This window comes from Hydrogenophaga sp. (genome assembly GCF_011390835.1).
Taxonomy (GTDB): domain Bacteria; phylum Pseudomonadota; class Gammaproteobacteria; order Burkholderiales; family Burkholderiaceae_C; genus Hydrogenophaga.
On record NZ_JAABRQ010000009.1, the window covers coordinates 82,712 to 108,807 of the forward strand.

Genomic DNA, 26,096 nt, shown 5'->3' on the forward strand with positions numbered 1-26,096 from the left:
AGCCCGATTCAAAAAAGGAAATGAAATGAACACCGCATCCGCCCACGCGCTCGCCACTGAGCCGCCCGTCTGGTTCATCACCGGTTGCTCCACTGGTTTCGGTCTGGAGCTGGCCAAGCAGGCGATTGCGCGCGGCTTTCGCACGGTGGTGACCGCGCGCGATCCATCGAAGCTGGAAGGCTTTGGCGCGACCGACCATGTGCTGGTGCTGCCGTTGGATGTCACCAAGGCCGATCAAGCAGCCGCCGCGATCAAGGCCACCGAGGCGCGGTTTGGGCGCATCGATGTGCTCGTCAACAACTCCGGCATCGGCTACTTTGCCGCAGTTGAAGAAAGCGAGGAAGACGAGGTACGCAAGTTGTTTGACGTCAACGTTTTCGGCACCGGCCGGATGATCTGGGCCGTGTTGCCCAGCATGCGCCAGCGCCGTGCGGGCTGCATCGTCAACCTGTCTTCGTTGGGCGGCCTGCGCGGGTTCCCGGCGCTGGGTTACTACAACGCGACCAAGTTCGCGGTTGAAGGCTTGTCCGCCGCGTTGCGGCTGGAAGTGGAGCCACTGGGCTTGCATGTCATGGTGGTTGAGCCCAGCGGCTTTCGCACCGACTGGGCCGGGCGATCGGCCAACGAGAGCAAACACCAGATCGACGACTACGCAGCCACAGCCGGCGCGGTGCGATCCGCTGTGCGCGCGTCTTCCGGCCACCAGCCGGGCGACCCGGTGCGCGCTGCCAAAGCCATCTTGGAAGCCGTGGCCTCGGGCAAGCCGCCGCACCACCTGCTGCTCGGCAACGACGCCTTCGAAGGGGCCATGGCCAGGCTCGACCATCTGCGCAAAGACTTCGCGGCGGTGGAGGATGTGGCGCGGGCCGCTGACTTTCCTAAATCGAAGGCCGACGCGCAGGCCTGAGCATGGGTGACATGCTGAACAGCAGCGCGGCCTTGCTCACCGCCGCGCAGATGGGCGAGGCGGACCGGCTCACGGTGGCATCGGGCATCAGCGAGATGCGGTTGATGGAAAACGCCGGGCGAGCGGTGGCGCAGGCCATCGTGCAACGCTGGAGCCCGCGCCCGGCGCTGGTGCTGTGCGGTCCGGGCAACAACGGCGGCGACGGTTTTGTGGCCGCGCTGTGTCTGGCGCAGAGCGGCTGGCCGGTGCGCGTGGCCTCGCTGGTGCCGTGCGAACAGTTGAAAGGCGCGGCGGCTCAGCATGCCGCGCTGTGGCAGGGGCCAGTCGAGGCCTTGACGCCAGCGGCGCTGGACGGCGCGGCGCTGGTGGTTGATGCGATCTTCGGCGCGGGCCTGAGCCGGGCGCTGGAAGGCGCTGCGGCGCAAACGCTGGTCGCTGCTTCGCAGAAAAACACCACGATCGTTGCGGTGGACGTACCCAGCGGCCTGATGGGCGACACCGGCGCCAACGCAGGCGCCGTGCCTTGCGCGCTCACCGTCACGTTTTTTCGCAAAAAACCCGGCCACCTGATTCAGCCGGGCCGCCGTCTGTGCGGTGAACTTGTCGTGGCCGACATCGGCACGCCTGAGTCGGTGTTCGATGGAATTCGGCCCGACGCCTTCGAGAACGATCCGTTGCTCTGGACCGCTGCGCTGCCCTTGTTGCATCCGGAAGGCAACAAATACACCCGGGGACACGCGCTGGTTTGGGGCGGCTGGCCCACCACCGGCGCGGCGCGCATGGCCGCTCACGCGGCGGCCCGCGTGGGCGCAGGTCTCACCACCGTGGCGGTGGACGCGAGCCGAAGCGATGCCGCGCTCCCGGTCTACGCCGCTGCGCTGACCAGCATCATGGTGAGCCCGGTCGCTGTGCCCCGAGACCTTGACAAGCTGCTGGCCGATGACCGCATCACCGGCTTGCTGATCGGCCCTGGCGCAGGCGCGGGGCCCGACACCCGCGCTCGCGTGCTGGCCATGCTGCATGCTAGCCGCGCGACCGTGCTCGACGCCGATGCGCTCGCGGCCTTCAAGAGCGAACCCTCCTCGCTGTTTCGCGCTATCCAAGGCGCCTGCGTGCTGACCCCGCACGAAGGTGAATTCGCGCGCCTGTTTCCAGGCACCAACCCAGGCGCGGTCGATGCACCCAGCGACAAGCTGGCCCGCAGCCGCTCCGCCGCCCGCGCCAGCGGTGCCATCGTCGTGCTCAAGGGCAGCGACACCGTGATTGCCGCGCCCGATGGCCGTGCCATCGTCAACGCCAACGCGCCGCCGAACCTGGCCACCGCTGGCACGGGTGACGTGCTGGCCGGTATGGTGCTGGGCCTGCTCGCGCAAGGCATGGAACCGTTTCTCGCCGCCGCCGCTGCCGTGTGGCTGCACGGCGCTGCAGCCGCCCACTTCGGCCCAGGCCTGCTGGCCGAGGATCTGCCCGACCGGTTGCCCGCCGTGTTTCGCCGGCTGGCCAGACGGGCGGGGGCGCATGGGCCAGACAACATACGCTGAAAATACAAGGGTGCGCAGGGCCTTCGAGCGGCACTTTGATGCTGGCGGGGCACTCTTCGAGTGCCCGATGTATGTGCACCTGTCGCGCCAGTTGGGTTGAGCTGCGCCAGCCCGAGCCACCCATTCAGGATCCTCACGTCGCAGCAATGAACCCCTATCAGCGCTACCTGCTACCCCGCCTGGTCAACTGCGTCTGCGGCAGCTCAGCCATCTGCCACCAGCGCGGGCTGGTGGTGCCTGCGGCGCGCGGCCGGGTGCTCGAGATCGGTTTCGGCTCGGGCTTGAATCTGCCCTTTTACGATCCGTCCCGGGTCGAGTGGATCTGGGCCTTGGAGCCGTCGCTGCAGATGCGTGCGCTGGCCGCACCGAGTGTGGCGTCGTCGGGGCTCGACGTGCGCATGCTCGATCTGCCCGGCGAAGCCCTGCCGCTGCCCGACCGCAGCGTCGACACGGTGGTTGTGACGTTCACGCTGTGCACCATTCCCGATGTCGAAGCGGCACTGGCACAGATGCGGCGGGTGCTGCGGCGCGACGGGCGGTTGCTGTTCTGCGAGCACGGCGCGTCCCCTGACGCCGACGTACGGCGCTGGCAAGACCGGCTGAACGGCATCTGGCGCCCACTGGCCGGCGGCTGCAACCTGAACCGTGAGATCGCGCCCTTGATTCGAGCCGCCGGCTTCCAGATCGACGAGTTGCACAACGCTTATCTGCACGCAACGCCGCGCTTCGCGGGCTACATCACCTGGGGCAGCGCGCGTCCGGATGGCTCCTGACGGTGCTTGCCCCGGCCCTAACGGCGGGCCTGGCGCCCTTCATTGCGCCGAGGGATTCGCCGAGCCACCGGCCATGGCCTCGCCCATGCGCACGCTGCGTCCCGGCACCCAGTCGGCCTGGAGCTGCAGCGTGTTGGCCGGGAACAGCATGACCACGGTTGAGCCAAGCAGGAAGCGACCCACCTCGTCGCCCGGGCGCAGCACGATGGCCTGATCGTCGTAGCGCCACTCGCGCAACACGCCCGGGCGCGGCGGGTTCACCACGCCATGCCAGACGGTGGCGATGCTGCCAACAATGGTGGCGCCGACCAGGGTCAGCACGAACGGGCCGCGGTCCGACTCGAAAACGCAGACCACACGCTCGTTGCGCGCGAACAGCCCGGGCACGCCGCGCACCGTGGCCAGATTGACCGAGAACAGGTCGCCCGGTACGTGGATCATGCGCAGCAGGCGCCCCGCGCAGGGCATGTGGATGCGGTGGTAGTCGCGCGGGCTCAGGTACAGGGTCACGGCCTGGCCACCCTCGAACAGCGCGGCAAGCCCGGCATCGCCGCCAACCAGCGAGCGGGTGCTGTAGCGGTGGCCCTTGGCCTGCAGGATCTGGTCGCCGTTGATCGGACCGCACTGGATGACGGCGCCGTCCACCGGGCTGACGCAGTCGGCCTGCGCCAGCGGCCGAGCACCTGAGCGCAACGCGCGGGTGAAGAAGTCGTTGAAGCTGGCGTAGCCCGCTGGATCGGGGTTGGCCGCTTCGGCCATGTTCACGCCGTAGCGCGCGATGAACCAGGGGATCACCCATCTCGTCCACCTCCGGCTGTGCGAGGCGGCAAGTCGGCCCGCCAGAGCCGTCAGCGCCCTTTTGGGCAAGAGGTACTGCGGCAAGACTGCCAGGCGATCAATCATCAGCGCTCAGCTGGCAGGCCGCGCCGTGTCGGTGCACGCCGCTCAACATGGCTCATGACTGCGCGCCTGGGCCATGGCGATGCCCTCCCCCGCCACGGCCACGGCCACGGCCACCGCCACCGCCACCGCCACCGGCACCGGCACCTTGCGTGCAGCGTTGAAAGGCAGGCAGGTGCCGTTGCTGCGAGGCCGCCTGAAGATTGCGCAAGACGTTGAGAATGTCCGAACGCTTGGTCATGGTGAGCAGCCGTTCATACATCTCGCCGTTGGCAATCTCGGCGGCAACCGCCGCTTCGCAAGCGGCCTGCATGCTGGCGTAGCGCGGGGCCCTGCCGGGCCAGGTGTTCGCAGGCAGCGGCAAGCCGTAGCGAACGAACAGGCCGGTCAGCGCCCCGATGTGGCGCGCTTCTGCAGCGCGGATGTTGGCGAAGGGCCGCAGTTCACCGAAATCGGTGATCACCTGGTCGTAGGTCGTCCAGGAGTGGTATTCGTCGTCCAGGGCCTCGTGCAGCGCCTGGACCTCTGCGGGTGTCAGCTCGTTCATGGCGTTCTCCTTTGCCGAAGTGAAATCCCGAACCAGCCCGTGCTCGGGTGAACGGAACAAGGGCTGCTGCGGCTGCGATGGCTCAGGGAAAGATCGGAATGTTCGGATCGACCCCTTCGAGCTCGACTTCCGGATGGTGGCCAGTGACCAGGCTCTCAATCGCCTCGACCCGGTCCCGAGGCACGTCGATCATCATCAGCAGCTCGCCAGATTCAATCGCTGCCTGGTATTGCTCGATGTGGCTGTTGGGCATGCCCACGCCGACCATGCCCGACATCCAGGCGCCGAAACCTGCGCCGAACAGCGTCATCCCCAATGCCGCGCCCCCGCCGAGCACCAGCCCTGCGGGTGGAAACGCGACCGCCGCCAGCCCAGCGAGCAGGCCGGTCAACCCGCCGGCGGCGGCGCCTCGCTGCAGGGCTGTCACGATGTCGGAGCTCTGCGCGAGCCGCGCTGCCGGCAGATTTTCAAGCGGCGTGTCCTTGCGCGCAATCACATGAATGCGGTGCTCCTCGATGCGCTTGAGCAGCAGTTCATCGACGATGGCACGGGCGGTGGCGACGGTAGGAACGAGGAAATAAATTCGGCGCATGGTAGACCTCCTGATGTTTCAACACGGTGAACAGACCAGCTTATGGGCAAGCTCCATTTGCTTGCCTTGCGCTGCCTCAATGAGTTGCCCAAACCTCATCGGGCAAAGGGCAGCGTGACGAGAAAAATGGCCGTGCTCATCAGCACGATCAAAGGGCCTGCTGGCCAACCTGTGGCGTGGGACAACACCACGCCGATGACTGCAGACGCGATGCCGATGGCCATCGCGCCGAGGGTGTACTGCTGCAGGCTCCTGCCGACATTTCTTGCCGCTGCCGCAGGGATGGCCACCAACGCCGCGGTCAACAGACCGCCGACCATCTTCACCCCGAGCGCCACGATGACGGCGATCATGAACAGGTAGATCAGGTTGTACCGCTTGACGTTGATCCGCTCGGAGGCCGCGAGATCCTCTGAAATGTTGCCGAGAATCAGTTTCTTGTGGGTGAGCTTCACCGTGGTGATGATGGCGAGCGATGCAACGACCGATAGCACGGTGTCAGCCACGCCCGCCTTGGTGATGTCGCCCACCAGCGCCGCCTCGGCCTGCGCGATCGGCAAAAACAAAAACGCGATCGCCACGCCCGAGGCGAACACAACCGCTGTCACAGCCTCCATTGGCAGCTTCGTTTTCATTTCGATCAGCCAGATCAGGACCACGCCCAGGATGACGAACGGGAACGCGCCGAGCGAAACATCAAAACCCCAGATCAATGCCAGCGCAATGCCCGGCAGCGTCAGGTGCCCCAAAGGACCAGCCACCAGCGCCATCCGCCGGCTCAGCATCAGCGAGCCCAGGTAGGCTGCGGCGGCGCCGATGAAGGCGGCAGAAATCAGGCTGAGGAGAAAGGCACTCATGGGCTAACCGTGCTTGTGTTCGTAGAACTTGACCTCGGTCCCGTAAAGGCGCTTGAGGTTCTCCGGGGTCAGCGTCGAGAGGGGCGGACCCTGGCAGATCGGTTGTCTGTTGAGGCACAACACCGTGGTCGAGAGCCGATGCACCACCGCGAGGTCGTGCGTGATGATCAACATGGCCAGATTTCGCTCTTGATGGAGTTTGGAAAGCAGGGCATAGACCGTTTCCTCGCCGCCGATGTCGACACCCGTGGTGGGCTCGTCAAACAAAAGAACGTCGGGATCACCAGCCAGCGCCCAGGCAATGAGGACGCGCTGGAACTGCCCGGAAGAGAGGTCGCCGATCAGTTTCTTTGCCATCTCCGCCCCGAGTCCCACGGTACGGAGCATGCCCTCGACGTCCGGCCCCGCACCGCGCTTCAGCGCAAAGAAATCCTGCACCGTGAGCGGGATGTCTCGGATGTAGGGCAGCCGCTGCGGCACGTAGCCGATGCGCGTCCCGTGCTTCCATGTGATCGACCCTTGATGCGACAAGACGCCGAGCAGAGCGCGAAGCAACACCGTTTTTCCCGCTCCATTCGGGCCTAGGATGGTGAAGACCTCGCCCCGCTTCACTGTGAAGGACAGTTTCTCCAGCAGCACCTGGCCATCGATCGTGACCTTCAGGTCCGAGACCTGCAGCAGGGGTTCCTCGTCGTGGGTTGGATGCGTGACCCCATCGCCCACCGGCAGAAGCAGTGCGCTTTGCTTGTTATTTCCAAGGTCGGTCATTGGCCCGTCCCTTTGTGGCCTGGCGAAAGCAGCGCATGAGCGCCAACCGGCAGGCCGATCTGGCGAGACACCACCTCGCACTTCACTTTGAACCAGAAGGCGACGTTGGCCGCCGTGCCACTGAGTGACTCGAAGTTGCCCTGGCCTTTGGCGATGATCAGGTCCGCGCGGTCAAAGTGCTGAAGAAATTCGCTGCTGCAGTCATCGATCAGCGTCCCAGGCGCGTCGGAGCCGTTGTCGATGACCTGCGTGAGCTCGACCATCCCAACTTCTCTGGCATCGACCACCGTCGCATCGTTGAGCACCGGTGCCCCACGAACGGCCACGGTGACCCGCTCCGGGCCGAGCACCTCGATCACCAGGCGGTCGACTGCAATCTCGCCGGCGTTGTCCGTGAGGTAGAGGATGTTCTTTGCCTCGGCCGCAGCATCGACGAACTCACGCCATTCGCCATGAACCGGCTCCCCGAGCGTTCCGCGCAGCGCCTCGCGGACCGCCTCGTCGGTGATGGCCGACGAGATCCCCATGTCGATCGCGTTGGCAGCCACCGCAAACTGGGCCGCAGCGAGCAGCGGGTCTTCGGCGTGACGCACCCGCTCACGAAGCTCGGGCAGCGCATCCATGGCCAGCCGGTTGAATCGTGTTTTTGCTCTTTGGTAGGGGTCATCTGCCCCGGTGAGCTCGCGCAGCCGGCGATGGACCGCCTGAGCCAGTAGGGGCGGTGGCTGGTTGAGTTCCAGCTCGGCCAGCATGCGCAGCACCTCCCGGATGACGTGCTCTTGGACGCCAACATCGGCGGTCACCGCGCGGGTCGCCTCGAGGCTCTGGCGCAGCAAACACGGCACGCAGTCAAGAGAGGTCTGCATGGCTCAGGGCGGCGTCTGGCCGGGCTTTGTGGCGCGGGTGCTGAAGCCGGACAGGAGGTAGGCAGGGCAGACCCGAGACACGCCGGTGGCCAAGGGAATCAAGCCCAACCAACCCCACGCACCAATGAACCTCAACAGGCTGGCGCCGATCAGCACCACCCCCGTGACGACGCGCGTGGCGCTGTCCACCGAACCCACATTCTTTTTCATCACCAGCTCCAGTTTTTCAAACAATCTGAGGATCCACTGTGTGGCCCTGAGCGCCCGCCGTCTGTGCGGTGCAATACCGACGCGGTTCGCCCCCCTGTGGCGCAATGCAGTTGCACCGCCTGTGCGTGTGAAAAGGATTTGCCCATGCCCAAGCTCTCTTCGCAGAAGCAAAACACTGAGCCGATGCAGCAGCCAGTCGATACCGCGTGAAAATCAACGCGGCGGGCTGGCGCGACCACCCAAGGCGTGGACAGCCACCGAAGGCCGCATGGGTTGCCTTTGCCATCGCATCGGTGTTTTTTCTGTACGAGTTCGTGACACGGGTCGAGCCCAGCCTGGCGGCTGGCTCGATCAAGCAGTTTTATCGGCTGTCGGATGCGCGCTTTGGCACCGTGTCCAGCCTGTTTTTCTGGGTCTATGCGCCGATGCAGATCCTGGCCGGGCTGTTGATGGACCGTTACGGCGCCCGGCGCTATGTGCTGCTCGGAATCTTCTGCTGTGCGGCCGGCGTGCTGCTTTTCGCGGCCACCGGCAACGCGATGCTCGCCGCGTTGGGGCGGATGCTGACCGGTTTTGGCGCCTCGTTCGCGTTCGTTGCCGCGCTGTGGCTGGTCAACCACTGGTTTGCACCAGAGCGTTTTGCGCTGCTGTCCAGCACCGTCAACGCGGTGGGCATGCTGGGTGCCGCCATCGGTGGCGTGGTGCTGTCAAACCTGATCGCCAGTGCGGGATGGCGCCCCGTGTTTGTTGCCACCGCTGGGGCTGGCATGGTGCTTTTTCTGCTGGCGCTGTTCTTCCTGCACGACCCACCATCCCCGGCTACCGGTGCGATCAGTCCGGTAGCCACGCATTTCAGGCAGAGCCTGCGCGCGGTGATCGGCAGCCGCCGTACCTGGGTGATTGCGCTCATCGGCATGCTTTACTACGTGCCGGTCAATGTCTATGGCGGCCTGTGGGGAACCACCGAGCTGATCAGCAGCCGCCATGTCTCGGCGGTCACGGCCGAGGCATTGGTGTCGCTGATTTTCTGGGGCATCGCGGCGGGCAGCGTGTTTGCAGGCTGGCTCTCGGACCGGCTCGGCCATCGCAAGTGGTTGCTGTTCGCCGGCGCGCTGTTCACGGCGCTGGCCTACGCTGGCGCGCTCTATCTGCCCGGACCCCTCTGGCTGGAAGCGGGCCTGCTTCTTGCCGCCGGGTTTTTTGGTGGCTCCCAGATGCTGACTTTCGCCATGGCCAAAGAGGGCCAGGCGAGCGGGTTGACTGGCACCGTGGTCGCGTTCACCAACACGATCGGGATTGCCGGCGCGATGATCTTCCAGCCGCTGGTGGGCTATCTGGCAGATTTGAGCGGCGGCGATATCCGCAGGGCGCTGATGGTGGTGCCCCTGTGTGCGGGGCTGGCCGCCTTGCTGTTGCTGTTCTTGCCCGAGTACCGCCATCCCGATCATCAGCCGCGTGCCCACCGGCCGACCTGAGCTGAGGAAACGCTGAAGCCGAACTGGCCAAGCTTGACCTTCATCTCGTCCACCAGCGTCTTCACACTTGGGTGCGCTGGCGCACGGTCCGAGGTGCTTCTCGCGGCTAATGTGACCCACCGTCTGCGCGATCAACGCGGGGATCGGGGTCTCTGCACCTCTTCGCCCACCACCTGGACCCAGCCATGACCAACATCACCCCCAACGGCACCGGATTCATCGCCCTGCTGGAGGCCTTCTGCACCAGCGGTGGCACGGCACCCGGCGATATCCTTGCCCGCTTGCTGGCGGACCACCAAGTGGGCGAGGTGGTCAGCCTGGCCAAGCTGGTGCACACGGGCCAGGTGTTTGGCTTCGAATGGCGCGGCAGCTTCTGGATACCGATGTTCCAGTTCAACATGGCCGATCTGTCGCTGGCGGCAACCGCGCAGACCGTGAGGGCCGAGTTGCCACCCCTGTGGTCAGGCTGGACGGTGGCCACCTGGTTCGCCACGCCCAGTGCACAACTGAATGGCCACCAGCCGGTTGACTGCCTGGCAAGTGAGAGCGCTGCTGTCTTGAAGGCTGCCCAAGCCTTGTCGTCTGCTGAAGGCGCGACCTCCTTTGTCCTGCCTCAGGTTCAGGCGATGGCGGCGCACGCATGAGCCGTGAGCTTGCCAAAGCCTAGCCCGACAACGATGTCGGCGCGAAGCGGAACCGTTGGCATCAGGTGGCAGTCTGTGCTGGCAGCAGCCGGTCGTACTCGTTCTTCACGACGCGGTAGCACTCGCAGCTGCGCGCTTCCAGGCCCTTACGATCCAGTACCTCGATGTGGCCACGGTGGTAAGTGATGAGACCGGCTTTCTGCAAATGACCTGCGGCTTGCGTCACGCCTTCGCGGCGCACGCCCAGCATGCTGGCAATCAGTTCTTGCGTGACCGTGATGTGGCTTGATTCCAGGCGGTCCAGGCGCAGCAGCAGCCATTGGCAGAGCCGTTCTTCGAGCGAGTGGTGGCGGTTGCAGACGGCCATTTGGGAGATCTGGGTGAGCAATGCCTGGGTGTAGCGAAGCACCAGATGCATCACCGCTGTCGACCGGTTGAACTCCTCCAGCAGCACGCTGGTGCTCAGGCGGAAACCGCGCCCAGCGCTGCACACGACATGCCGCGACGGCGTGCAGTCTCCACCCATCGTCAGCCAGGTGCCCACCATGCCTTCGTCGCCAATCACCGCGATCTCGGCCGTGCTGCCGTTTTCGGTCAGGTACATCAACGACACGATCGCGGTGGCCGGGAACAACACATGGGTCAGCCGTTCGCCAGGCTCGCACAGCACCTGCCCCAGCGGCAGGTCAACCGCTTCCAGCAGCGGCTTCCAGCGTTGCCAGACTGGCTCAGGCAGGCAGGCCAGCAGGTGGTTGCGCCGAGCGCCAGCGACAGCCTTGCCGCCGTTGTGCAGCGTGAACTCAGGGCGCCTACCGGCCGACCGCCTGGTGTGTGAAAGGGCATGGGCATGGGTCATCGCATCCTCGCTGGTTCACAAAAAAGGGGCCTTCTAGCTCGATCGCCGACGAATTGCAGCGCGCACCACCACCCAAGGGTGGCGGTCTGTTCGGTAGGGCACCAAGCCATGCTACCCAGCGTGTGTTGTCAGTGGATGACAAATATCAAGCAGCAGCGTGACGTGACGTAATCATTTGTTACGCACCAACGCTGAATGCGTGCCAGTCGTCGTGGGCCTTCAGAGCGAGGCTGCGCCAGCGCCTTAGGCAGGGTTTAGTGGCGTCGATTGGCGGTCGCACAGGCACAGACCGGCCAGCTCAAACGAAGCCTGCGCGCCGCCCATGTTCAACACGCACTGCGTGCGCTGGCGAACAGTCCCCGCTCCTCCAAAAGCCTACAACCACCAAAGGAGTCCATCAGGGCTCCCGTCTGCCTTCGACGACCCGACGGCTTCCCTTTGGGAGAACTTTCAACCATGAAAAAAACAGCCTTTCAAATTCCCCTGACCACGCTGGCCCTTGCCGCAGCGCTTGGTGGCGCGAGCCCTGCCTGGGCGCAGGTGGCAGGCGGCACCACCATTGAGAACGTGACCGTGACGGCAATGACCCAACTCGCCATGGGCTGGAGCGTCAAGAAGACGCTGCTGGGCAAGACCATCTACAACGATGCGGGCGAGAAGGTCGGCAAGGTGGACGACCTGATCATCTCGCCTGAGCGCGACGTGTCGTTCGTCATCGTGGGTGCGGGTGGCTTCATCGGGATCGGTCGCCACGATGTGGCCATTCCCGTGACGCAAATCAAGAACGAAGCGGGCAAGCTGGTGATGGCCGGTGCCACCAAAGACATGATCAAAGCGATGCCGCAGTTCACCTACGCCTCGGACACTGCTGAGCGCGACCGGTTCGTGGCGAACGCTGAAGCGGATATCAAGGCAGGCAAAGCCAAGGTGGCTGAGCTGGAGAAGAAGGGAAGCTCGGCTGCCACCGATGCCAAGGCCAAGATCGACCAGCAGATCACAACCCTTCAGGGCGATGTGAAGGCGGCTGAATCCAAGCTGGCCGAGATGAAAAAGGCGACGGCCGTGCGCTGGAAAGAATTCGAAGCCAGCGTGGGTGCTGCCACCGAACGTGTGCGCAAGTCGATCGATTCAGCCACCGACTGAGGGTGAGATGACCTCACCCCACACGCCCCAAAACACAGAACAGGATTTCTTATGAACAAGCTTTTGATCGCCGTCTTCGACAACGAAACGGCTGCCAATACCGGACTTCAGGCCCTGCACAAATTGCACGCCCAGGGTGAGATCACCGTCTACGCAACCGGTGTGATAGCCAAGGATGCGAATGGCAAAGTCAGCCTGAAGCAGTCTGCCGACTCAGGGCCCATTGGCACGGGCGTGGGGCTGGCGGTGGGCAGCCTGATCGGCTTGCTGGGTGGGCCGATGGGCCTGGCGGTTGGTGCCATGACGGGCACAGTGGTGGGTGCCATGCGCGACTTCTGGGTGGCAGGCGTGGGCTTGGATTTCATCGAAGAAGCCGAGACGCTTTTGCTGCCGGGTAAGGTGGCGTTGCTGGCTGAAATTGAAGAGGAGTGGGTCATTCCTGTTGATACCGCATTGGAAGCTGCGGGTGGCCGGCTTTTGCGGCGCTCGCGCACCGAAGTGTCCGAAGTCCAGTTTGACCACGACATCGCGGCCTTCCAGGCCGAAATCAAGGAACTTGAGTCCGAGGCGTCGGATGCCGGCGGTGCGGCGAAGGAGAAGTTGCACGCCAAGATCGCGGCGGCCAAGGGCAGCCTGGATGCTGCCGTGCAGCGCGGCCAGCAGCGTGTGGATGCGCTCAAGCAGGAGGCCGATGCCAAGGTCGAGGCGCTCAAGGTGCAGCTGACCCAGGCCAAGGGCGACATGAAGGCGCGGATTGAAGAACGTGTGAAACACGTCAAGATCGCTTACCACGCGCGTGGCGCCAAACTGTCGCAGGCCTGGCACTTGACCAAGGAAGCATTGGCCGTTTGATGGCATCGCTGACTGCTCGACCCTTCGGCCTGCCCGGAATGGCGAGGGGTACCGCAGTCAGCATTGCCGAGAGCGCTGCGCATTTGCGTCGTGTTGATCGCCAGCCCGCACAACGGACACCTTGGGTGGCGGTGGCTCCGAGAGCACCCACGCCTACGAATTCAACGCCATGGCGCCGAAAGACCGCATTCGCGCGGCGGTGGAATTCGGCTCGCAACTGCACCCGCAGTACAGGCAAGCGTTCCAGAACGGGGTGGCGATTGGCTGGCACCGCGTGCCGTGGATGCGCGGTTGCTATGGCGTCTGGACCGAGGGACCACGCTTGCAGAGCACCACACCAACCTGTGCGCGGTGGACGGGCGCGTCGTGCTGGCGGGCGAGCATGCGTCTTACATCCCGGGCTGCCACTGCTGCTCGCGCGACCGATCGAGCGACGGGTCTGCCTGACTGATTGCATCCGCTGATACCTCTTGATTCGCAATTTGATGCGCCTGATCAAACGCTGGTGCTCCCGCACACTGCGCGCACTGTGAGAACCGGCGTGATGTGGGCATGGTGGGGAAAGACTGCGAACCAGTCTGTGCGATGTCGAACGCTCAGGCCGGTCGATCGGGTCCTGGTTTCGGTGCAATGTGCGTCAGCGAACAGACCTCGACCGTGCCGCGGCTTACCGTCACATTTTTTCCAAACAGAGACATCCCATGACCCATCAAGCAACTCGTCTGGTCCTCAGGCCATCCACATCCTTGCTGGTGGCTATGGCCGCGATTGGCCTGGCTGGCTGTGCTGTGCCGTACCCGGTGTATGAGCAGCCAGCGACCCAAGTGTCGGCACCTGTTTACACATCCCCCAACCCGTACCCGCGTGAGTACCGTCGCCGCAACAGCGAACCGCTTTACGAGGCCGCTGTGCTGTCGGTGTATGCCGTCATGGGCCAAACCGAGCAGCGCTGCTGGATCGAGCGCGAAGCGGTGCCGCCACCACGACCGGTGAGCAATGTACCCGGCGCCATCATTGGGGGTGTCATCGGCGGCATCCTGGGTCACCAGATCGGAGGCGGCACGGGCCAGGATCTGGCGACCGTTGGCGGTGTGCTGGCTGGCGCAGCAATCGGTTCCAACGTGGGCCGCGACCGCTACGGCAACCCGGTGGCCACGCAGGACGTGCAGCGCTGCGCAAACGAGCCGGTAAGCAGCGAACCCGCGTACTGGGACGTGACCTACCAGTTCCGTGGCATCACGCACCGCGCGCAGATGACATCGCCTCCTGGCCGCACCATCACGGTCAACGCCGAGGGCGAGCCGCGCAACTGAGCAGGCGGCTGCGCCACCAGCGCTGCGCTGATGTGCAGCCCACAGCGGTGGGCACTTGCGCCAGACCTGTTCTTCTTGGGTAGGTGCCATGGTCACCTCCTTGGAGATGTGCATTTGCTCCTGGATTCGAAGAGAGGCTATTCCACAATGGTCACGCACTGCATGCATGCCAATGCATTTGCCGGTACCAAGCCAAGTGCCCGGTACCGGCAAAGTGCCGCAGTTTGATGAATGCGCTCAGATGAGCTTCAGCTGATCCTTGGTTTTCAGCTCGATTTGCTCCTGATCTTTCAACAGATCTCGCGTCTTCAACAGCATCTGGTCCTGGACCTTCAACTGGTCCAGGGTCTGGAGGTGAATCTTCTCCTGATCCTGCAGCTGGTCATGCGTTTGCGTTTGCAATGGATCGTGGGCTTTCAACTGATCCCGAACCTGGGTCAGCAAGCGGTCCTGGGTTTTCAGCTGATCCCGGGTTCGGGTGAGCAGCTGATCCTGAATGCGGAGCTGGTCCCGGGTGCGGGTGATCAGCTCGTCTTGCACCTTCAGTTGCGCTTGAACCTTTGCCTTTGCTTGAACGCCCTCCTTGCTCTGGACCATGGCGCCACTCTCAGCCCCTGCGCCGCTCGCGCCGCCCGAAGCGGCCCCTGAACCCCCTGCGTTGCCTGGTCCTGCGGCCAGAGCCACAGAGCCAAACGTCAGGCCAACAGCAACGGCCAGGGCTGTCGAAATCAAAGTGTTTTTCATACCATTCTCCATCTGTAAAAAATCAAAACAAATCTCCCCACCTATGCGCCATGAGAGTCCGGCCAGCATGCTGTTACCTGCGGCAGAACCGGGCACGGACAGGAACAACCCACGGGCATGGTCAGGAGATGCAAGCATGGTGCCCGTCTGAGCAGCTGGCGTCTGTTCGCTCGCGCACAGTGCACCGGGAAATGGCAGCGCTGTGGGCAGATCGCCTGCCGGCTGAGTTCCTCTCTGCCCCGAGAAGCAATGGTGGATCTGCAAGCACTGCGCGACCCAGCATCAGACGTGCCCGGTGCAGCGAGATCACTGCCCGGCGGATGGTCCTCGTGAATCGAGATCTAGAGCGGACTGCGACCGCTGATCACGCGGAGCAACACCATGACGATGGCGACGACCAGCAGGATGTGGATGAAACCACCCATGGTGGTGGCGGTAACCAGACCGACCAGCCAGAGGATGAGCAAGACAACGGCAATGGTGTAGAGCATGAGGATTCCTTGAGTTCAGTTGAAGGATGAAGCCTGAGGCCGTGAGCGGCTCCACCACCAGGCCGCACCCGCGAGCGCGGCCACGGTCAGGGTGGTCTTGGGGTAATGCTTGACGGCGGTGACCACCTTGCCCAGCACGCCTGATTCCTGGGGTTGGACTTCTCCAGCCGGTCGCGGCCGTGTCCAGGTCCGGGCCAGCGCGCCCAGCGCGAGGGCCGCCGCTGGTTGCTGGAGGGGGTGGCGCAGCAGGCCTTCGATCACCGGAAGCGCCGTGTGGATGGCCCAGCGCCCCAGCAGTGGGTGGGCAAGATCTGCGCGATCCTGCGCCAGCCAGTCGGTCACCAGCGCTCGGTTTTCTTTGAGACGCACACAGGCCGGACTCAACACCGCTGGCGCATCTGTGTCCGCCTGAAAGGTGGGGGAGTTGTTCATGGGCTTGCCGTCGCTTTCAACAGCGCAGCGTCTTCGGCCAGTTGCAGCCGCAGACTCGCAAACGGTTTGCGGACCTCGCGGTTCTGCGCCATCCACAGGAAAACCAGGCCCAGTCCCATGGGAAGCGCAGGCGTCAGCACATACAGCCACGGCGCACGAATTTCCACCATGGGCCAGGATGCCCACAGCAAAATTGCCACGCCCACCAGCACAGCCGCCACCAGCAGGCAGGCCACGCCCGCCACCTGGTACGCCAGCGTTCTTTTCAGCTGCGCGCTGCGCGCGCTCAGCTCCTCGGATACGAGGTCCGCATACGCAGCGGCGTGCTCGGCCAGCAACAGCGGCTGCGAAGCCGCCAGGCGAAAGACCGGGTGGATCATGGGGCAGGCCCGAGCTTCAGCGACCTGATCCGCCGTGGCGGCTGAAGAGTGCCACCAGACCCATGAGCGCCGCGCCCACGGCAGCAGCCATCAGCATCGATTTGACCGGCTCATGCTGGATGTAGCTGGTGGTGGCGTCCCGCATGTGCGCCGACTTCTCCTGCAGCTGGTGGGAGCCGTTGCGCACCGCCTCCATGCCTCGGTGGGCCAGCGACTCCGTGTCGTGAGCCAGCTGATTGAGGGCCGTGGTGGTCTGTGCACGGGCATCGCCCAGCCCTGCTGTCATGCGGTCCATGCCCTGTTGAGCTACCCGCTGCGTAGACCGGATCGCGTGTTCCGCACCCAGTGCCGCCTCATGGGCCAGCGAGGAGGCGTCGTCGCCCAGGTTCTTGACGGTGTCGTTCATGGTGCTCTTTCCTATGGGTTGGGGAACAGTGGCGCTACCGCTCACTTCTTGTCGGTTTCGATCTGGTTGCCGATGAGGCCGCCGACGGCAGCGCCACCCACGGTACCGATCGTGCTGCCACCGGTCAGCACGGCGCCGCCCACAGCGCCAACGCCAGCGCCGATAGCGGTGTTCTGGTCTTGGGCCGACATGTTGCCGCAGGCACCCAGGCCGAGGGCCAGGGTCGTGGTGGCGATCACGGCCAAGCCGCGGGAAATGATGAGTTTGTGTGTGTTCATGGAAGGTCCTTCGAAATGGAAACGGGAAGGGAAATGCAGGCTGCCGCTCACTTCACGCGCATGTCGTTCTTGACCGAGCGCACACCGCTCACACCTTGAACGACCGCGACGGCGCGTTGAATGTCGGCAGCGGAGTTGACGAAGCCACTGAGCTGGACGACACCCTTGAAGGTCTCGACATTGATCTCGGCCGATTTCAGCGACGCGTCGTTGAAGATGGCAGCCTTCACCTTCGTGGTGATGGCGGTGTCGTCCATGTACTGCCCGGTGCTTTCCTGGGTGGCGGTGGAGGCGCAGCCCACCACGCTGGTGAGCGCGGCAGCGGCGAGCAAGAGGATGGAGAATCGTTTGGTGGTGCTTTTCATGAGAGGCTTTCTGTGACGAGGGTGGAACGGGCTGGGCAACCATTCGGCTGCACGGCATGGCAAAGTGGGTTCAAACACCGAGCCATTGGTTTGACAGTAAGGCCAGCTGAGCGGCCCGTCTGTGCGCTGGCGCACTCAACTGCCCTTACTTCTGGCCAGCATCCGCTGGCGGTGAGCCTGGTTCGGGAACATCACGCTGGTATTACCCGCGTTCCGGCACGGTGGGCCAGGATGTCTGCCGCGTCCTCGAGCGTGCCGATGCCGGCCATGCCACCGGTGCGGTTCACGAAATCACAAGCGGCCTGCACTTTCGGGCCCATTGATCCAGCCACAAAGTCCATTTCAGCCAGCGCCTGCGGCGTCACGTCACCCAGTGCCTGCTGCGCCGGCGTGCCCCAGCCGGTGAACACCGCCGCAACGTCGGTCAACATCAGGAACGCATCGGCTTTCAGCTCGGCAGCGAGCAGGCCACTGGCGTGGTCCTTGTCGATCACCGCTTCCACGCCCACGTGGGTGCCGTCGGGGCGCTGCGCCACCGGAATACCACCGCCCCCGGCGCAAATCACGATCACGCCCTGCTCCACCAGCATGCGGATCACCTCGATCTCCAGAATGCGCAATGGCCGGGGCGAAGGCACCACGCGGCGCCAGTCTTTGCCGTCGGGCGCAACACTCCAGCCGCGCTCGCTGGCCAGGCGTTGGGCGTCGGCCTCGCTGTAAACCGACCCCACCGGTTTGCTCGGTTGGGCGAACGCAGGGTCCTGGGGGTCCACCTCGATTTGCGTCAGCAACGTGGCGAACCGCGCTGCTGGCTCGTAGGCGTTGTCCAGCTCCTGCTGCAACACATAGCCGATCATGCCGTCGGTCTCTGCGCCCAGCACATCGAGCGGAAAGGCCCGCTTGCCCATGGACTCACCCTGCAACGCGAGCAAGCCCACCTGCGGTCCGTTGCCGTGGGTCACGACCAAGCGATGACCATCCACCAGCAACTGCGCCAGCGACCGCGCCGCAAGCCGGATGTTGTCTCGCTGCGCCTGCGCACTCACCGGCTCACCGCGGCGCAGCAGCGCGTTGCCCCCCAGAGCGACCACCACAAGTGACATCTCAATTCCCTAGAGTGGCCACCAGCACCGCCTTGATGGTGTGCATGCGGTTCTCCGCTTGGTCGAAGACGATGGAAGCCGGGCTCTCAAACACCTCTTCAGTGACTTCCATGGCCGTGATGCCGTGGGCCTTCTCGATCTGCTTGCCGACCTCGGTCTCGGTGTTGTGAAAGGCCGGCAGGCAGTGCATGAAACGCACGCGCGGGTTGCCGGTCTTCTTCATCGTCTTGGCATTGACCTGGTAAGGCAGCAGCAACTTGATGCGCTCGGCCCAGACCGAGTCTGGCGTGCCCATGGAGACCCAGACATCGGTGTACAGAAAATCGCAACCCTTCACGCCTTCAGCGACATCTTCGGTGAGCAAAATGCGCGCGCCACTGTCTTTGGCGAGCGCCTTGGCCTCGGCGACGATGGCCTTGACCGGCCACAGCGACTTCGGTCCGCATAGGCGCACGTCCATGCCCATCTTGGCAGCACCAATCAGCAGCGAGTCGCCCATGTTGTTGCCCGCGTCGCCCAAAAAACAGAACGCGATCTCGCGCAGCGGCTTCTCGCTGTGCTCGCGCATGGTGAGCAAGTCGGCCAGGATCTGGGTCGGGTGGAACTGGTCGGTGAGGCCGTTATAGACCGGCACGCCCGACCACTTGGCCAGCGTGTCCACCACGTTCTGACCAAAGCCGCGGTACTCGATGGCGTCGTACACACGGCCCAGCACCCGCGCCGTGTCCTTGATCGACTCTTTGTGGCCGATGTGGCTGCCGGACGGGCCGAGGTAGGTCACGGTGGCGCCCTGGTCGTGCGCCGCGACCTCGAAGCCGACGCGGGTGCGCGTGGAATCCTTTTCAAAGATCAGCGCGATTTCCTTGCCTTGTAGCGTGCGCTGTTCGGTGCCAGCGTACTTGGCGGTCTTGAGGTCGGCGGCGAGCTTGAGCAGGAAGCTGATTTCAGCCGCCGAGTAGTCGCGCAGGGTCAGCAGGCTGCGGTTTTTTAGATTGAAACTCATCCATTTTTCCTGGTTCGTTGTATGGGGGAAATCAGGTCGCCAAGGCTTCGCGCCAGAGCGGGCAGGTCATGCAATGGCCACCGCCCCGTCCACGACCCAGCTCGCTGCCGCGAATGGTGATGACCTCGATGCCGGCCTTGCGCAGCTGGGTGTTGGTGTGGGTGTTGCGGTCGTAGCCGACCACCACGCCAGGCTCCAGCGCAATCACGTTGTTGCCGTCGTCCCACTGCTCGCGCGCCTGCTCGTAGCTGTCACCCCCGGTGGGGATGACGCGCAGCCTCTTCAGGCCGAGACAATTCGCGACCACGTCGAACAGCGGCTTCTCCTCGCGGCGGTACTCGACGCCGCCCTTGTCCGTCGGATACAGGCTGTAGCAGACGATCTGCGCCGCGACCTCCACGAAGCTGGTCACGGTGTCACGGTCGCAGAACGAGAAGACGGTGTCCAGGTGCATGGCTGAGCGCGACTTAGGCATCTGGCAGGCCACCACGCGTGTGGCAGCCCCCGCCTTGAACAGCGCCTGAGCCAGCTGACCCACCGCCTGCGGCGTGCTGCGCTCGCCCATGCCAACCAGCACCACTCCCTGGCCGATGGGCATGATGTCGCCGCCCTCCAGCGTGGCGGGCCCGTGGTTCACATCGGGGTCGCCCCACCAGACGGTGAAGTCGGCCTGCGCAAAAGTGGGGTGGTGGCGATAGACCGCTGCGGTGAGCAGGGTTTCCTGCCGACGAGCGGGCCAGTGCATGGGGTTGAGGGTGACGCCGCCAAAGATCCAGGCGCTGGTGTCGCGGGTGAACAGCATGTTGGGCAAGGGTGGAAGCACGAAGCCGTCTGCGCCCAGGTAAGGACCGAACATGCCACCGGCCTTGAACGGCAGGTCGTGCACTGCCACGCCACCAATGAGAAACTGGGACAGCTCTTCAGGCGGCAGCGCCTGCATCCAGCCCCGCAGCTCGTCGAGCATGCCCACGCCCACGACATCGGGCGTGAGCTTGCGGTCCAGCACCCAGTCGCGCGCCGCCGGGATGGCCAGGGTCTCGCCGAGCAGTTGGCCCATTTCCAGGACTTCGACACCGCGGTCCTCCATCTTGGAGACAAAGTCGAAATGGTCGGTGCGCGCCTGCTGGACCCAGAACACGTCATCGAACAACAAGGCGTCGCAGTTGGCGGGTGTGAGGCGCTCGTGCGCCAGACCTGGCGCAGACACCAGCACCCTCCGCAGCTTGCCCACCTCGGAATAAGCGCCCAGTTGCTTGGGGCTGGCCACCGGCTTGGTCGGCGCGTTCACAGCAGCACCGCCGCACTCAACGAGGCCATGCTGAGCAGCGCCAGCATCAGCATCAGGGGCCATATGAAACGCACCCAGCGCTGGTACGGCACCCGGCCGATCGCCAGCCCCCCCACCACCACCGCGTAGGTGGGCGTGACCAGGTTGGTGATGCCGATCGAGGTCTGGAACGCGGTCACCGCGAGGTGGCGCGGCACACCGGCAAAGTCGGACAGCGGCGCAAGGATCGGCATGCTGAGCACCGCCAGGCCCGAGGTCGAGGGCACCAGCAGGCTCATCAGACCCTCGGTGACAAACAGCGCATTCACATAGGCCACGGCTGGCATGCCGGTGATCCAGCCTTCGAAGCTGTGCAGGATGGTGTCGGTGATCCTGCCCTGGTCCATGATGACCACGATGCCGCGCGCCAGGCCGATCACCAGCGCCACGCCCAGCAGATCGCGCGCGCCATCGACGAAGGCACTGGTGAAGGGTTTCTCGCCCATCCAGGCCACCACACCGATCACGATGGCAGAAGCCAGAAACAAGGCCGACATCTCCGCCATCCACCAGCCCTGCGTGGCCACACCCCACACCATCGCGACAAAGGTGGCGCCGAACAACACCAGAATGATTTTTTGTTTGCCACTGAGCACGGCCTCCTGGTGGCTTTCCTGGTCGCGCAGAAAGTGCGCCTCGTTGGAGGCTTTGAGCTCGGCCACCAGCGACTTGCTCGGGTCTTTGCGCACCCGCTCGGCGTAGCGCATCACGTAAGCGACGCAGATCAGCCAGCCCAGCGCCAGGATGATGAGGCGCAACACCATGCCCTCGGTGAACGGAATGCCGGCCGCGTTGGACGCAATGGCGGTGGAAAACGGGTTGATGGTGGAGCCGAGCACGCCCACACCGGCGCCCACCATGATCACCGCCACACCGGTCAGCGCGTCGTAGCCCACCGCGATCATCAGCGGTATCAGCAGCACGTAAAACGCCAGCGTTTCCTCGGCCATGCCGTAGGTGGTGCCGCCCGCGGCAAACAGCAGCATGAGCACCGGGATCATCCACTTTTCTCGCCCTTTCATGCGCACCATCACGCGCGCAATGCCGGTGTTGATGGAGCCGGTGGCGGTGACCACCCCAAGGAAGCCGCCGATGATGAGCACGAACAGCGAGACATCGATGGCGTTAGCCATACCGGTGCTCTGGTTGTAGAAGCCGGTGATGGGAGCCATCAGCACGTCGAACACGCCCTGGTGCGCGGCCTCCACCACCTGGTAGGTGCCGGGCACCGGGGCATCCTTGCCCAGCGCCTCGTTGGCCGCGCGCTCGTACTGACCTGCAGGCAGCACCCAGGTGAGCGCGGCCATGACGGCGATGAGCGCGAACAGGATGGTGTAGGCGGTGGGGAATCGGTCCTTGACCGGTTCAGGTGCCGGCGCTTCGCCGGCCGAGATGGGCTTTTGGCTCATGGTGTTGTCTCCTGGTTGGGCTGCCAAAGGGCGTTTTCGTGAACACAGATCGCCATTGGCAACTCATTTCATCTTGGGCCGCTGCTCAGCCGTGACATTGACCCAGATCAAGCTTGCCAAGCCCTGGACTTGGTGACCGAAGCCTGACAAATCCGGGAGGTAGGCGATGACGCAATGTGCTCCCGTGACGGCCTTTCGTCTGTGCGCCACCGAACCAAGCTCGCTACTGGGGCGACGATTGGGGTAACGATTGGGGCGTCAGGGCGTCGAAGCCGGCAATGACGTCGAACAGTTCTTCGTCGATGCCGCTCTGGCGCAGGCGGTGGAACTCGGCGTTCAGCTCTGTGAGCAGCTCGCCGATGTTGCGATCGGCGCGCTGCATGGCGGCCAGGCGGCTCGCGTTTTCGCTCGCCAGGGATTCGGCGCAGGCGCGAAACAGCGAGACAAACAGGTGCTCACGGATGAAGGCCCGCAGCGCCTGACGGCCCACGCCCAGCACCTCGGGCAGCTGTGTCGTGGGCCAGGGCTGGCGCGCCAGACCGCGCTGCCAGCTTTCGTCCAGCGGCAACAACCGCTGGCTAACCGGCTCGTGGCCAACATCGGTTGGCCGGTTGTAGAAAAGCATGAGGGTTCCGCCCGCGGGTTCGCTCACCGTTTCGCTGTCTGCCATCTGGACCCTCAGCAGAATCTGCCCGACGAGTCCCGTGATCAGCTGCACCGACCCCGGCACTGGAAAAGAACCCACAGGCGGCAGGCCGGCGTCGAGCAAGCGCGCCTGCACCCGCTCGCCGACCGCCCAGATGCGCGCATTCGTTGGCGTGTTCGTCTGCGCATGGGCCTGCGCCCCGCCCGGCATTGACGCCAGATGCGCCACCGCGTGCTCGACCACCGCCTCGTTGAACCGGCCCACCAGGCCCTGATCGGAGCCGAAGACAACCGCGTGCACCGCGCGGTCATCGGCGGACCTCGAGGGGGCTTGCGTGGCCGACCCGCTGGCATTGACCGTGCGCAGGCACACGCTCAAGCCGAGTTCGACCGTGCGTGCGTAGTCGGCGAGTGCGGCCACCGATCGCTCGTACTGCCCGATGGCCGACGCAGCGGAGGCTTTCATGGTGCTCACCACGGACTTGAGATCCCTCGCGCTTCCGATCTGGCGGCGCAAGGCGGTGGTCGTGGTGGTCATTCGCTCTGAGGGGGTTCCGTTCCAGACAAGGGCAGACCGGACGTTCTTTCGCGATGCTCGTGCAACCGCCCGAGCGTGCTGTTCAGCAGGTGCGCCAGCTTCTGCGCCGCGCCGTGCACCGCCTGATCCAGCGAAGCGGCCTGGTCGGTCACTGCCACCGGCTGCCGATCTTTCAGACGGGCCTCCAACATGCAGCGGTGGTCGCGCTGCCCACTCTTGCTGCCGCTCGCGTCGCTCAGATGAACTTCCACACGCGTGACGTATTCGTCGAAGCGCGCCAGCGCCTGCTCGACCGTGGCGCTCACCTGAGCGGCCAAGGCCTCGGTGCCGTCAGTGTGGACATCGGTATTAAGTTGGATCTTCATCGTGTTTCTCCTTGGGGATGGTTCGGTCTGGACGGCTGACCCGGCTCAAGCTGGTGTCGGGGCGAGGAACGGTTCGATCGCCCGGCGAGCGGCCGCAGTGACCTGCTCGCGATCGGCGTCGGTCAGCTGCTCGGCCTCGGTCAGTCGCTCGACCAGGTCGTCGGGCAGCGCGTTGGCTGCGTCCTGCACGGCCTGCTGGGCAGTGGTCATGCGCTCCAGTGGCACGTCGTCGAACAGCGCCGCATTCAGCGCCAGCAGGATGGCGATCTGCGCCGGCACCGACACCGGCGACAGCTCAGCCTGGCCCAGGCAGGCGCGGATGCGCTTGCCGTGCTTGATGGACTGGCGTGTGTCGTCGTCGAGCCGGGCGCCGAAGCGCGCAAAGGTCTCGAGTTCTTCGAACTGCGCGTAAGCCAGCTTGAGGTCTCCCGCCACCGCGCGGTAGGCCGCGCGCTGCGCCTTGCCGCCCACGCGCGAGACCGAGGTGCCAACGTCGATGGCGGGCAACACGCCCAGCTCAAACAAAGACGGCGACAGCACGATCTGGCCGTCGGTGATGGAGATGAGGTTGGTCGGGATGTAGGCCGAGATATTCTGTGCCTCGGTCTCGATGATGGGCAGCGCGGTCATGGAGCCGCCGCCACGCGCCTGATTCAGGTGGGTGGCGCGCTCTAGCATGCGCGAGTGGATGTAGAAGATGTCGCCCGGAAAGGCCTCGCGCCCGGGCGGGCGGCGCAGCAGCAAGGAGAGTTCGCGGTAGGCGCGCGCGTGGTGGGTGAGGTCGTCGTAGACGATCAGCACGTCGCGGCCCGCTTCCATGAAGTGCTCGGCGATGCTGGTGGCGGCATAGGGTGCGATGTACGCCAGGCCCGGCGCGTCGTTGCCTTCGGCCACCACCACCACGGTGTATTCCAGCGCACCTTTCTCGCGCAGCTTGGCCACCGCCTTGGCCACCGCCGAGGCGCGCTGACCGATGGCGCAGTACACGCACAGCACGTCCTTGCCGCGCTGGTTGAAGATGGTGTCGACGGCGATCGCCGTCTTGCCGGTCTGGCGGTCGCCCAGGATCAGTTCGCGTTGGCCACGGCCAATGGGAATCAGGGCATCGATGACCTTCAGACCGGTCTGCAGCGGCTCGGTCACCGGGGCGCGGTCCATGATGGGCGCCGCCGGGCGCTCGATGGGCAGGCGCTCACGCGTGGCCACACGTCCGAGGCCGTCCAGTGGCCGGCCCAGCGGGTCGATCACACGGCCCAGCAGCGCATCGCCCACCACGACGTCCATCACGCGGCCGGTGCGTTGCACGTCCTGGCCGGCGTGCAGGTGCGCGTGGTCGCCGAGAAGCACGACGTCAACGCCGTCCTCATCGAGATTGAAAGCGATGCCCGACAGGCCGCCCGGGAACAACAGCAACTCCTCGAAGCCCAGGCCGGGCAAGCCATGAACCCGTGCGATGCCGGTGGACACGCTGGCGACCGTGCCCACCTCGCGAACCATCAGTTTTGGCTTGAAGGCTTGTACACGATCAGCAATGCCGGCGAATGCCTCCTGAACCACACTTTTCAGCGAGGCGGGCGCCGGCACGTTGCTCATCATGCGGCCTCCTTCACGCCGAGCCGCTCTTCCAGGTCAGATGACAGGGCCAGGAGGTAGTCCGAAATGCTCCAGGCCAGCTTTTGGCCCTTTGCGCTGAGTTCGATGCCGCTGACGAGTTCGGGTGTGGCTTCAAACTTCAGAGGGACCGGCTGCCCGAAGCAGGCTTCCAGGGCCGTGTGGATCGCCTCGCGCTGCGGTTGCGCCAGCTCGAAGGCGCTGCGCAGCAAGGCGGGCTCGGCATCCGACACTCCCCTGAGGGCCGCGCCGAGCGTGGCCAGGTCGGGGCCCTCGACGGCCTGCAGGCGCTCGATGAAGACCTCGCAAGCCCGCTGCTCCAAGTCGACCCCCGCGAGGTCACCGAGCACCCGACGCGAAATGTCGAACACCTGCTGCTGCGTTTGGCGAGTGATCTCGCCATGCAGGTGCTGCGCGTCGGCCAGCAGCGCCTTCGCGCGCTGGGCGCTCGCAGCATCCGCTTGCTCGCTGGCTGCGAGTTGCAGGCGATCGCGTTCGGCCTTCGCCTCCTCCTTGGCCTTGCGCAGCAGGTCTGCGCGCTGTTCGTCGAAGGCCTGGTTCTTCTTCTCGAACTCCTCCTGCCGTTCATGAGCCTCGGCCTTGGTCGCGGCAGCATCCGCCAGTTGCGCTGCAATCTTTTGCTCCCGGGCGGCAATGGCGTCCAACACGGGCTGATACAGGAAGCGCTTCATCAACCACACCAGGATGATGAAGTTCAGCAGCTGCGCACCGACGGTAAACCAGTCGATGAGCAC

31 protein-coding genes are annotated in these 26,096 nt (G+C 64.7%); 8 read left to right on the forward strand and 23 right to left on the reverse strand.

Annotation, left to right across the window (positions count from 1 at the left end; genetic code table 11):
* Positions 1–25: 25 nt before the first annotated feature.
* The 3 genes from GPT34_RS07400 to GPT34_RS07410 all read left to right on the forward strand — a co-directional run bounded on the left by GPT34_RS07400 (position 26) and on the right by GPT34_RS07410 (position 3,221).
* Positions 26–907 (forward strand): oxidoreductase, encoded by an 882-nt coding sequence (locus GPT34_RS07400; protein WP_291010667.1) that lies wholly within the window; start codon positions 26–28, stop codon positions 905–907.
* Between the two features lie 2 nt (positions 908–909).
* A complete protein-coding gene (locus GPT34_RS07405; RefSeq protein WP_291010668.1) occupies positions 910–2,448 on the forward strand; it encodes an NAD(P)H-hydrate dehydratase in 1,539 nt (512 codons plus the stop codon).
* Between the two features lie 146 nt (positions 2,449–2,594).
* Positions 2,595–3,221 (forward strand): class I SAM-dependent methyltransferase, encoded by a 627-nt coding sequence (locus tag GPT34_RS07410; RefSeq protein ID WP_291010669.1) that lies wholly within the window; start codon positions 2,595–2,597, stop codon positions 3,219–3,221.
* A 39-nt stretch (positions 3,222–3,260) separates the two neighbouring features.
* On the opposite strand, the gene asd is transcribed toward GPT34_RS07410, so the two are convergent.
* The 7 genes from asd to GPT34_RS07445 form a co-directional block, all read right to left on the reverse strand.
* Positions 3,261–4,124 carry an archaetidylserine decarboxylase gene (gene asd, locus GPT34_RS07415; RefSeq protein WP_291010670.1) on the reverse strand — a complete coding sequence of 288 codons (864 nt, stop codon included), beginning with the start codon at positions 4,122–4,124 and terminating at the stop codon, positions 3,261–3,263.
* Positions 4,125–4,176: 52 nt separating this feature from the next.
* Positions 4,177–4,668 (reverse strand): hypothetical protein, encoded by a 492-nt coding sequence (locus GPT34_RS07420; protein ID WP_291010671.1) that lies wholly within the window; start codon positions 4,666–4,668, stop codon positions 4,177–4,179.
* A gap of 82 nt (positions 4,669–4,750) precedes the next feature.
* Entirely contained in the window at positions 4,751–5,260 is a 510-nt protein-coding gene (locus tag GPT34_RS07425; RefSeq protein WP_291010672.1) for a DUF1269 domain-containing protein, read from the reverse strand.
* A gap of 95 nt (positions 5,261–5,355) precedes the next feature.
* The gene (locus GPT34_RS07430) at positions 5,356–6,117 is read right to left on the reverse strand and encodes a metal ABC transporter permease (protein WP_291010673.1); all 762 of its coding nucleotides are present in this window, start codon (positions 6,115–6,117) and stop codon (positions 5,356–5,358) included.
* Between the two features lie 3 nt (positions 6,118–6,120).
* Entirely contained in the window at positions 6,121–6,885 is a 765-nt protein-coding gene (locus tag GPT34_RS07435) for a metal ABC transporter ATP-binding protein (protein ID WP_291010674.1), read from the reverse strand.
* Positions 6,882–7,751, reverse strand: coding sequence for an ARMT1-like domain-containing protein (locus GPT34_RS07440; RefSeq protein WP_291010676.1), 870 nt, complete (start codon positions 7,749–7,751; stop codon positions 6,882–6,884). Before GPT34_RS07440 ends, GPT34_RS07435 begins: the two co-directional genes overlap by 4 nt.
* A 3-nt stretch (positions 7,752–7,754) precedes the next feature.
* Entirely contained in the window at positions 7,755–7,985 is a 231-nt protein-coding gene (locus GPT34_RS07445; protein ID WP_363356556.1) for a DUF2892 domain-containing protein, read from the reverse strand.
* A gap of 182 nt (positions 7,986–8,167) precedes the next feature.
* On the opposite strand from GPT34_RS07445, the gene GPT34_RS07450 reads away from it, so the two are divergent.
* Both GPT34_RS07450 and GPT34_RS07455 read left to right on the forward strand, forming a co-directional pair.
* On the forward strand, positions 8,168–9,436 hold the full coding sequence (locus tag GPT34_RS07450; protein WP_291010677.1) for an MFS transporter: 1,269 nt from the start codon (positions 8,168–8,170) through the stop codon (positions 9,434–9,436).
* Positions 9,437–9,621: 185 nt separating this feature from the next.
* On the forward strand, positions 9,622–10,080 hold the full coding sequence (locus GPT34_RS07455) for a hypothetical protein (RefSeq protein WP_291010678.1): 459 nt from the start codon (positions 9,622–9,624) through the stop codon (positions 10,078–10,080).
* Between the two features lie 61 nt (positions 10,081–10,141).
* On the opposite strand, the gene GPT34_RS07460 is transcribed toward GPT34_RS07455, so the two are convergent.
* Positions 10,142–10,936 (reverse strand): Crp/Fnr family transcriptional regulator, encoded by a 795-nt coding sequence (locus GPT34_RS07460; protein ID WP_291010679.1) that lies wholly within the window; start codon positions 10,934–10,936, stop codon positions 10,142–10,144.
* 456 nt (positions 10,937–11,392) lie between these two features.
* Between GPT34_RS07460 and GPT34_RS07465 the strand changes: the two genes are divergently transcribed.
* From GPT34_RS07465 to GPT34_RS07475, 3 genes are all read left to right on the forward strand, one after another.
* On the forward strand, positions 11,393–12,079 hold the full coding sequence (locus tag GPT34_RS07465; RefSeq protein WP_291010680.1) for a PRC-barrel domain-containing protein: 687 nt from the start codon (positions 11,393–11,395) through the stop codon (positions 12,077–12,079).
* Positions 12,080–12,130: 51 nt separating this feature from the next.
* Positions 12,131–12,931 carry a DUF1269 domain-containing protein gene (locus GPT34_RS07470; RefSeq protein WP_291010682.1) on the forward strand — a complete coding sequence of 267 codons (801 nt, stop codon included), beginning with the start codon at positions 12,131–12,133 and terminating at the stop codon, positions 12,929–12,931.
* 701 nt (positions 12,932–13,632) lie between these two features.
* Positions 13,633–14,244 (forward strand): glycine zipper 2TM domain-containing protein, encoded by a 612-nt coding sequence (locus GPT34_RS07475; protein ID WP_291010683.1) that lies wholly within the window; start codon positions 13,633–13,635, stop codon positions 14,242–14,244.
* Between the two features lie 237 nt (positions 14,245–14,481).
* On the opposite strand, the gene GPT34_RS07480 is transcribed toward GPT34_RS07475, so the two are convergent.
* The 15 genes from GPT34_RS07480 to GPT34_RS07550 all read right to left on the reverse strand — a co-directional run bounded on the left by GPT34_RS07480 (position 14,482) and on the right by GPT34_RS07550 (position 26,096).
* Positions 14,482–15,126 carry a hypothetical protein gene (locus tag GPT34_RS07480; protein ID WP_291010684.1) on the reverse strand — a complete coding sequence of 215 codons (645 nt, stop codon included), beginning with the start codon at positions 15,124–15,126 and terminating at the stop codon, positions 14,482–14,484.
* Positions 15,127–15,329: 203 nt separating this feature from the next.
* Positions 15,330–15,479 (reverse strand): lmo0937 family membrane protein, encoded by a 150-nt coding sequence (locus GPT34_RS07485; protein WP_291010686.1) that lies wholly within the window; start codon positions 15,477–15,479, stop codon positions 15,330–15,332.
* Positions 15,480–15,494: 15 nt separating this feature from the next.
* Positions 15,495–15,911, reverse strand: coding sequence for a hypothetical protein (locus tag GPT34_RS07490; RefSeq protein ID WP_291010687.1), 417 nt, complete (start codon positions 15,909–15,911; stop codon positions 15,495–15,497).
* The gene (locus GPT34_RS07495; protein WP_291010688.1) at positions 15,908–16,291 is read right to left on the reverse strand and encodes a hypothetical protein; all 384 of its coding nucleotides are present in this window, start codon (positions 16,289–16,291) and stop codon (positions 15,908–15,910) included. The genes GPT34_RS07490 and GPT34_RS07495 overlap by 4 nt, the downstream gene beginning before the upstream one ends.
* A 16-nt stretch (positions 16,292–16,307) precedes the next feature.
* On the reverse strand, positions 16,308–16,697 hold the full coding sequence (locus tag GPT34_RS07500; protein ID WP_291010690.1) for a hypothetical protein: 390 nt from the start codon (positions 16,695–16,697) through the stop codon (positions 16,308–16,310).
* A 41-nt stretch (positions 16,698–16,738) separates the two neighbouring features.
* Positions 16,739–16,975, reverse strand: a complete 237-nt coding sequence (locus GPT34_RS07505) for a glycine zipper 2TM domain-containing protein (protein WP_291010692.1) — start codon at positions 16,973–16,975, stop codon at positions 16,739–16,741.
* Positions 16,976–17,022: 47 nt separating this feature from the next.
* Positions 17,023–17,340: a BON domain-containing protein gene (locus GPT34_RS07510; protein WP_291010694.1), complete on the reverse strand. Its 318-nt coding sequence runs from the start codon at positions 17,338–17,340 to the stop codon at positions 17,023–17,025.
* Positions 17,341–17,531: 191 nt separating this feature from the next.
* Positions 17,532–18,443, reverse strand: a complete 912-nt coding sequence (arcC, locus tag GPT34_RS07515) for a carbamate kinase (RefSeq protein WP_291010695.1) — start codon at positions 18,441–18,443, stop codon at positions 17,532–17,534.
* Position 18,444: 1 nt separating this feature from the next.
* Positions 18,445–19,446, reverse strand: coding sequence for an ornithine carbamoyltransferase (gene argF, locus GPT34_RS07520; protein ID WP_291010696.1), 1,002 nt, complete (start codon positions 19,444–19,446; stop codon positions 18,445–18,447).
* Between the two features lie 31 nt (positions 19,447–19,477).
* Positions 19,478–20,734, reverse strand: coding sequence for an arginine deiminase (gene arcA, locus GPT34_RS07525; RefSeq protein WP_291010697.1), 1,257 nt, complete (start codon positions 20,732–20,734; stop codon positions 19,478–19,480).
* A complete protein-coding gene (locus GPT34_RS07530) occupies positions 20,731–22,182 on the reverse strand; it encodes a YfcC family protein (protein WP_291010698.1) in 1,452 nt (483 codons plus the stop codon). Before GPT34_RS07530 ends, arcA begins: the two co-directional genes overlap by 4 nt.
* A 223-nt stretch (positions 22,183–22,405) precedes the next feature.
* Positions 22,406–23,365, reverse strand: coding sequence for a F0F1 ATP synthase subunit gamma (locus tag GPT34_RS07535; protein ID WP_291010699.1), 960 nt, complete (start codon positions 23,363–23,365; stop codon positions 22,406–22,408).
* Positions 23,362–23,730, reverse strand: coding sequence for an HPF/RaiA family ribosome-associated protein (locus tag GPT34_RS07540; RefSeq protein ID WP_291010700.1), 369 nt, complete (start codon positions 23,728–23,730; stop codon positions 23,362–23,364). The genes GPT34_RS07535 and GPT34_RS07540 overlap by 4 nt, the downstream gene beginning before the upstream one ends.
* 45 nt (positions 23,731–23,775) lie before the next feature.
* On the reverse strand, positions 23,776–25,326 hold the full coding sequence (locus GPT34_RS07545; RefSeq protein ID WP_291010701.1) for an alternate F1F0 ATPase, F1 subunit alpha: 1,551 nt from the start codon (positions 25,324–25,326) through the stop codon (positions 23,776–23,778).
* Entirely contained in the window at positions 25,323–26,096 is a 774-nt protein-coding gene (locus tag GPT34_RS07550) for a F0F1 ATP synthase subunit B (RefSeq protein ID WP_291010702.1), read from the reverse strand. The genes GPT34_RS07545 and GPT34_RS07550 overlap by 4 nt, the downstream gene beginning before the upstream one ends.

Bases quoted from the DNA above. Each gene is read 5' to 3' on its own strand.
- GPT34_RS07510 (WP_291010694.1), bottom strand. From the start codon at position 17,340: ATGAAAAGCACCACCAAACGATTCTCCATCCTCTTGCTCGCCGCTGCC.
- arcC (WP_291010695.1), bottom strand. From the start codon at position 18,443: ATGTCACTTGTGGTGGTCGCTCTGGGGGGCAACGCGCTGCTGCGCCGC.
- GPT34_RS07405 (WP_291010668.1), top strand. From the start codon at position 910: ATGGGTGACATGCTGAACAGCAGCGCGGCCTTGCTCACCGCCGCGCAG.
- GPT34_RS07410 (WP_291010669.1), top strand. From the start codon at position 2,595: ATGAACCCCTATCAGCGCTACCTGCTACCCCGCCTGGTCAACTGCGTC.
- GPT34_RS07430 (WP_291010673.1), bottom strand. From the start codon at position 6,117: ATGAGTGCCTTTCTCCTCAGCCTGATTTCTGCCGCCTTCATCGGCGCC.
- argF (WP_291010696.1), bottom strand. From the start codon at position 19,446: ATGAGTTTCAATCTAAAAAACCGCAGCCTGCTGACCCTGCGCGACTAC.
- asd (WP_291010670.1), bottom strand. From the start codon at position 4,124: ATGATTGATCGCCTGGCAGTCTTGCCGCAGTACCTCTTGCCCAAAAGG.
- GPT34_RS07455 (WP_291010678.1), top strand. From the start codon at position 9,622: ATGACCAACATCACCCCCAACGGCACCGGATTCATCGCCCTGCTGGAG.
- GPT34_RS07530 (WP_291010698.1), bottom strand. From the start codon at position 22,182: ATGAGCCAAAAGCCCATCTCGGCCGGCGAAGCGCCGGCACCTGAACCG.
- GPT34_RS07505 (WP_291010692.1), bottom strand. From the start codon at position 16,975: ATGAACACACACAAACTCATCATTTCCCGCGGCTTGGCCGTGATCGCC.
- GPT34_RS07400 (WP_291010667.1), top strand. From the start codon at position 26: ATGAACACCGCATCCGCCCACGCGCTCGCCACTGAGCCGCCCGTCTGG.
- GPT34_RS07460 (WP_291010679.1), bottom strand. From the start codon at position 10,936: ATGACCCATGCCCATGCCCTTTCACACACCAGGCGGTCGGCCGGTAGG.
- GPT34_RS07425 (WP_291010672.1), bottom strand. From the start codon at position 5,260: ATGCGCCGAATTTATTTCCTCGTTCCTACCGTCGCCACCGCCCGTGCC.
- GPT34_RS07490 (WP_291010687.1), bottom strand. From the start codon at position 15,911: ATGAACAACTCCCCCACCTTTCAGGCGGACACAGATGCGCCAGCGGTG.
- GPT34_RS07545 (WP_291010701.1), bottom strand. From the start codon at position 25,326: ATGATGAGCAACGTGCCGGCGCCCGCCTCGCTGAAAAGTGTGGTTCAG.
- GPT34_RS07435 (WP_291010674.1), bottom strand. From the start codon at position 6,885: ATGACCGACCTTGGAAATAACAAGCAAAGCGCACTGCTTCTGCCGGTG.
- GPT34_RS07485 (WP_291010686.1), bottom strand. From the start codon at position 15,479: ATGCTCTACACCATTGCCGTTGTCTTGCTCATCCTCTGGCTGGTCGGT.
- GPT34_RS07540 (WP_291010700.1), bottom strand. From the start codon at position 23,730: ATGAAGATCCAACTTAATACCGATGTCCACACTGACGGCACCGAGGCC.
- GPT34_RS07500 (WP_291010690.1), bottom strand. From the start codon at position 16,697: ATGAACGACACCGTCAAGAACCTGGGCGACGACGCCTCCTCGCTGGCC.
- GPT34_RS07465 (WP_291010680.1), top strand. From the start codon at position 11,393: ATGAAAAAAACAGCCTTTCAAATTCCCCTGACCACGCTGGCCCTTGCC.
- GPT34_RS07480 (WP_291010684.1), bottom strand. From the start codon at position 15,126: ATGCTTGCATCTCCTGACCATGCCCGTGGGTTGTTCCTGTCCGTGCCC.
- GPT34_RS07470 (WP_291010682.1), top strand. From the start codon at position 12,131: ATGAACAAGCTTTTGATCGCCGTCTTCGACAACGAAACGGCTGCCAAT.
- GPT34_RS07475 (WP_291010683.1), top strand. From the start codon at position 13,633: ATGACCCATCAAGCAACTCGTCTGGTCCTCAGGCCATCCACATCCTTG.
- GPT34_RS07495 (WP_291010688.1), bottom strand. From the start codon at position 16,291: ATGATCCACCCGGTCTTTCGCCTGGCGGCTTCGCAGCCGCTGTTGCTG.
- GPT34_RS07535 (WP_291010699.1), bottom strand. From the start codon at position 23,365: ATGACCACCACGACCACCGCCTTGCGCCGCCAGATCGGAAGCGCGAGG.
- GPT34_RS07420 (WP_291010671.1), bottom strand. From the start codon at position 4,668: ATGAACGAGCTGACACCCGCAGAGGTCCAGGCGCTGCACGAGGCCCTG.
- GPT34_RS07440 (WP_291010676.1), bottom strand. From the start codon at position 7,751: ATGCAGACCTCTCTTGACTGCGTGCCGTGTTTGCTGCGCCAGAGCCTC.